6 protein-coding genes are annotated in these 4,018 nt (G+C 36.5%); all 6 read right to left on the bottom strand.

The genetic code is table 11. The features are described 5' to 3' along the window. Positions 1-257: hypothetical protein (locus BMG01_RS10135; RefSeq protein ID WP_143472298.1), on the bottom strand; the 257-nt coding region annotated here is incomplete at its 3' end. 16 nt (positions 258-273) lie between these two features. Next, positions 274-969, bottom strand: coding sequence for a site-specific DNA-methyltransferase (locus tag BMG01_RS10130; RefSeq protein ID WP_004914452.1), 696 nt, complete (start codon positions 967-969; stop codon positions 274-276). Positions 970-1,097: 128 nt separating this feature from the next. Then, positions 1,098-1,247 (bottom strand): hypothetical protein, encoded by a 150-nt coding sequence (locus BMG01_RS11235; RefSeq protein WP_158084728.1) that lies wholly within the window; start codon positions 1,245-1,247, stop codon positions 1,098-1,100. Between the two features lie 2 nt (positions 1,248-1,249). Beyond that, on the bottom strand, positions 1,250-1,849 hold the full coding sequence (locus BMG01_RS10125) for a hypothetical protein (protein WP_004914449.1): 600 nt from the start codon (positions 1,847-1,849) through the stop codon (positions 1,250-1,252). 15 nt (positions 1,850-1,864) lie between these two features. Further along, the gene (locus BMG01_RS10120; RefSeq protein WP_004914445.1) at positions 1,865-2,521 is read right to left on the bottom strand and encodes a DUF669 domain-containing protein; all 657 of its coding nucleotides are present in this window, start codon (positions 2,519-2,521) and stop codon (positions 1,865-1,867) included. A gap of 21 nt (positions 2,522-2,542) precedes the next feature. Next, a partial coding sequence (locus BMG01_RS10115) for a DEAD/DEAH box helicase family protein (protein ID WP_084013484.1) occupies positions 2,543-4,018 on the bottom strand: 1,476 nt, incomplete at its 5' end.

Raw genomic sequence — 4,018 nt, 5'->3', positions numbered from 1 at the left:
TTAAATATTTGTAAACTAGGAAGAGATTTATAATGATCATTTTCAGGATCATTTAACTTAGCTATGAATACACTGAACCAAGTACAGTGTTTGTAAAATAGAAATAAATCTTTTTGTTCACTTGTCATTTTTACATCAGGGGCATATTTATCACGCAGTGATTTCAAAGTCCCGATCACTTCTCCTTGATATGCCTCCTGCCCACCATTGTCATCTATATTCTGTGACAACCTTTCAATTGCTTCATCAAATTTCATAACTCATGTTGTCTCCTTATATAACTAATGTTTGTGCTTCTCTGATTCTGTTTTCTGCTATTTTAAAATATGTTTCATCTAGTTCGATACCGATGAAGTCTCGATTAAGATTCTGGCAAGCAACTCCTGTTGAGCCTGAACCCATAAATGGGTCTAATATAACTGCGTGTTCATTGCTATGCCGTAGCAATAATTCTTCCATGAGTTTAATAGGTTTCTGCGTTGGGTGGCTCCCTAACATCTTTTCAGCCTTGCCTGTAATAGGTACTCTAATTTCTGAACGGTCGTACTTGTCAGACTGTCTGTTAAAAATCCATTTATTTTGTTTTTCAACCGCCCAAATAGCAAATTCATAATCAACGATATATCGCCTATCGCGGTTTCTAGGCATTGGATTAGTTTTTTCCCAACGAATAATATCTTTAACAACAAATCCGTTTTTCTCCAGTCTTTCAGCAATATCACCTAAATTGCGCCAAGCATTGAAAATTATGATAGATGCACCTTTTTTAACGATTCTTGGAACTTTATCTATCCAAGTAAGTAAGTCAGCGTTTTTGTCCCAATCACCGAAATCTATTCCAGCTCTGTTTAAAGACTCGAAATTATTCTTTCTTGAAATATTGTATGGCGGATCAGTTAAAATCAAATCAATACTATTATCCGGTATGTCTGAAAGTGCATCTAAATTATTCTCGTTAATCAGTTTCATAATATTTCTCCATATTGGGCTAACGTCTTTTCACCCATTGGCGGTAATCGCTATTTTCTGTAACCATCAATCAAAGAGATAATGGCATTGGCGTGTTGCTATTACAAATACTTTTTTGTCTCCTAGATTCATGGGTTTACATACTCCCATGTTAGGTCGCGAATGAATAATGCGTGTGAAAATTCGTCGCTTTGTAAATCTACCTCGCGAATCATCTGTAAAAAATTATTTTTGTTATAATCACCAATTTCGTGTATTCTAATTAAACTAAATTCCATAACTATTCTCCCACCTTCTCAATTTCCCAAGCTGGCGTTTGCCACTTTTTGATTTCTTCTAATGGTGCTGTGAAAGCATTATCTTTTATATAAGTCCATGTTGGTATTCCGCAGTTAAACGTCATATAAACCTCGTCGTCGTCTTCATCGGTTCCTGATAACCGATACAATTGCTCTTTAACCTTGAACTCGATCGCTGGATCATCAGCTAAATATCTAAGAATAGCTTTTTTACCAACATTGATTGATTTTATAAATTGTGCATTCAAGGTTATCGCTCCAATAAGAGATATACCTTCGTGCGCCTTAATCCTTTGCAATTCGTCAAATACTGATTGTGAAACTTCGTAAACCTTTTCCATTTTGTTATCCTCTTTCTGTTGTTCCATGAACTCTGAAAACTCGATAAATGGTTTAGAATCAGGATTAGACATACTATAAGTAATGTAATCACCTAAAAATAAAAATCTTCCACCACTTTCAAATATTTCTGCACTATATTTTTTGTCTCCAGCTGGCCAAGCATATCCCTGTTTAAACCAAACATCTAAAACCGACTTCCACTGCTCTAAAGTCGTTACATGTACTACTGTTTCTGTCATTATTTAATTCTCCGATCAGAATGGTAAGTCGTCATTACTAATATCAATTTCTGTATTACCACTAGCCGCAAATGGATTACTTCCAGAAGGTACAACAGGTTCTTTACCAGCCTCCCAAGTGTGGTTTACTTGTGGTGCTGATGTTTTAGTGATGTTGTTCGGGAACAAACTGTTTTGAACAGTTGTTTCACCGTTATATTCGTTGTCACGAGCTGAAACTTTAATGCGCAATGGCTTACCAATCAAACTGTTCATTGCTTCTTCTTTAGTGTTAAACTCACGCAAAGCCTTACCGTCTGTATTTAAGTGAGCATTGTTCAAAGCTGATGCAAGGTTAAATTCCTTTTTAACCTCTTTCAAATCACTGTCAGAAAGTGAGAATGTTGTTTTTCCAGCTTTCAGTTCGCTAATGTATAAACCAGTCTTTTGTTGTGTTTCCTTTTCTTCCAACTTACTGTGCCAGAATGGAATGAAAATATGAGCATTTTGTCGCGGTTGTTGAATGTCGTTACGGATCACGAAGTCAAAGTTTGTATTTTCTGAACCACTCTTTGTAGCACGTTCCTGAACTGATTTGATAATCACTTCATAAACTCCTGCTGGTACACCGCCGCGTGTGTTAGTTTGTTGTACTTCTGCCAATGCGTCTGTATCAAAGTCTAAAAATCCCATTGTTATATCCTCTTTATTTTCTTAAAATATTTTCAAGTCATCTAACTTGTTATTACGTTCTAGTGATTTTTGGCTATGCGCCCATTTAATGTTTGCCTTAACCTGTTCTATTGATTTTCCTGATAGTTCTGCGAATGGCTCATACCAATCCTCTTTCCAATCAGGTGTCATAAATATTGTTGCAAAGTAGCCATCTTTTTCTCGCAGTTTCAACTCATAACGAGATTGCAGAATTTTGTACTTTTGCATTGGTGTTTTAGCTTGTCGAACTGATAATCCAGCTAAACGATTTTTCTCAAACTCGTCTAAATCAGTTACTTTACTCAACTTAATATCGACAGCTTTTTTCTCTGCACGTTCAACAACCGTTTCTGTTACTTCACCACAGTAAGGACACGTTTTATATTTCGTTTCTTTACCATCTTCGTTAGTACCACTGTGTACATCTACCCATTCATTTGAGTAAAATGTCGCGAAACAATTGTCACATGTAGATACTGGCGCTTCAAAGTCACCGCTCTTTTTCTTTTTAGTACCTTTGAAGTATTCTTCCCAATCATGATCGTAATCAGGCAAGCCAAACCGATTAACGTTTCCCACAAAGTCTAATATCAGCGCTTTTTTGTTGGGTTGATAACGCATGGAACGCATACCAGCTTGAATGTAAAACACTAATGATTTAGTAGGTCTCGCCATAATAACTGTGGTTGCGTCTGGAATATTCACACCCTCACCATACAATTCATAGTTTGAAAGCATTTGTAGCTTGCCCTCTTTGAAATCTTGCATAGCTTTATCACGTGTAGCCTTTGGTGTTTTACTATCAATGTGGGCTGATGGTACACCGTTTTGATTAAACAAATCTACAATCGCATGTGAGCTATCAACTGAATACATATAAGTGATTGTCTTTTCATGTTCCGCTAACAATTTCCATTGATCATAGATTGAATTTAATGTTGCTAACTCATCCCCGACAGCTTCGTGCATAGAATCGGCGGTTGCATTACCAGCAGAATTAAATTTAATCTTATTGATGTCAATAAATGTCGGAACATAATAATCAAATGGCGCTAACTTATCGTGTTCAATTAACCACGGTATGCTTGGTCCAGTAACAATATCATCATACATATCTGTAAAGCCGACACCGCTCATGCGCCACGGAGTTGCTGTGAATCCTATTGTGGGGACGTTAGGGAATTTATCTCTAACTTTACGATATGTGTTAGCGATACTATGATGAGCTTCATCAAAAATTATTAAATCAGGTGGCTCCATGTTATTCATTCTATTAGCCAAAGTTTTGACTGTTTTAATAACCGCATACTCGAAATCAACTTCATTAAACTTAAAGCTATCTCGTATTTGATTTATCAATTCTTTTCGATGTGCCATAACCCACACTCTTTTGTGATGTGAGGTTGTTAATCTAGCCATTTCACTCATCATAGCTGTTTTACCAGAACCAGCAGCAGAAACTACCATGACGCTTTT

It is taken from the genome of Leuconostoc sp. BM2, assembly GCF_002095565.1.
Taxonomy (GTDB): domain Bacteria; phylum Bacillota; class Bacilli; order Lactobacillales; family Lactobacillaceae; genus Leuconostoc; species Leuconostoc falkenbergense.
This window is presented reverse-complemented; position numbering and strand designations above follow the sequence as displayed.

What these genes read in the sequence shown, in the direction of transcription:
- BMG01_RS10125 (WP_004914449.1), bottom strand. Translation starts at nt 1,849, where the DNA reads ATGACAGAAACAGTAGTACATGTAACGACTTTAGAGCAGTGGAAGTCG.
- BMG01_RS10130 (WP_004914452.1), bottom strand. Translation starts at nt 969, where the DNA reads ATGAAACTGATTAACGAGAATAATTTAGATGCACTTTCAGACATACCG.
- BMG01_RS10120 (WP_004914445.1), bottom strand. Translation starts at nt 2,521, where the DNA reads ATGGGATTTTTAGACTTTGATACAGACGCATTGGCAGAAGTACAACAA.
- BMG01_RS11235 (WP_158084728.1), bottom strand. Translation starts at nt 1,247, where the DNA reads ATGGAATTTAGTTTAATTAGAATACACGAAATTGGTGATTATAACAAA.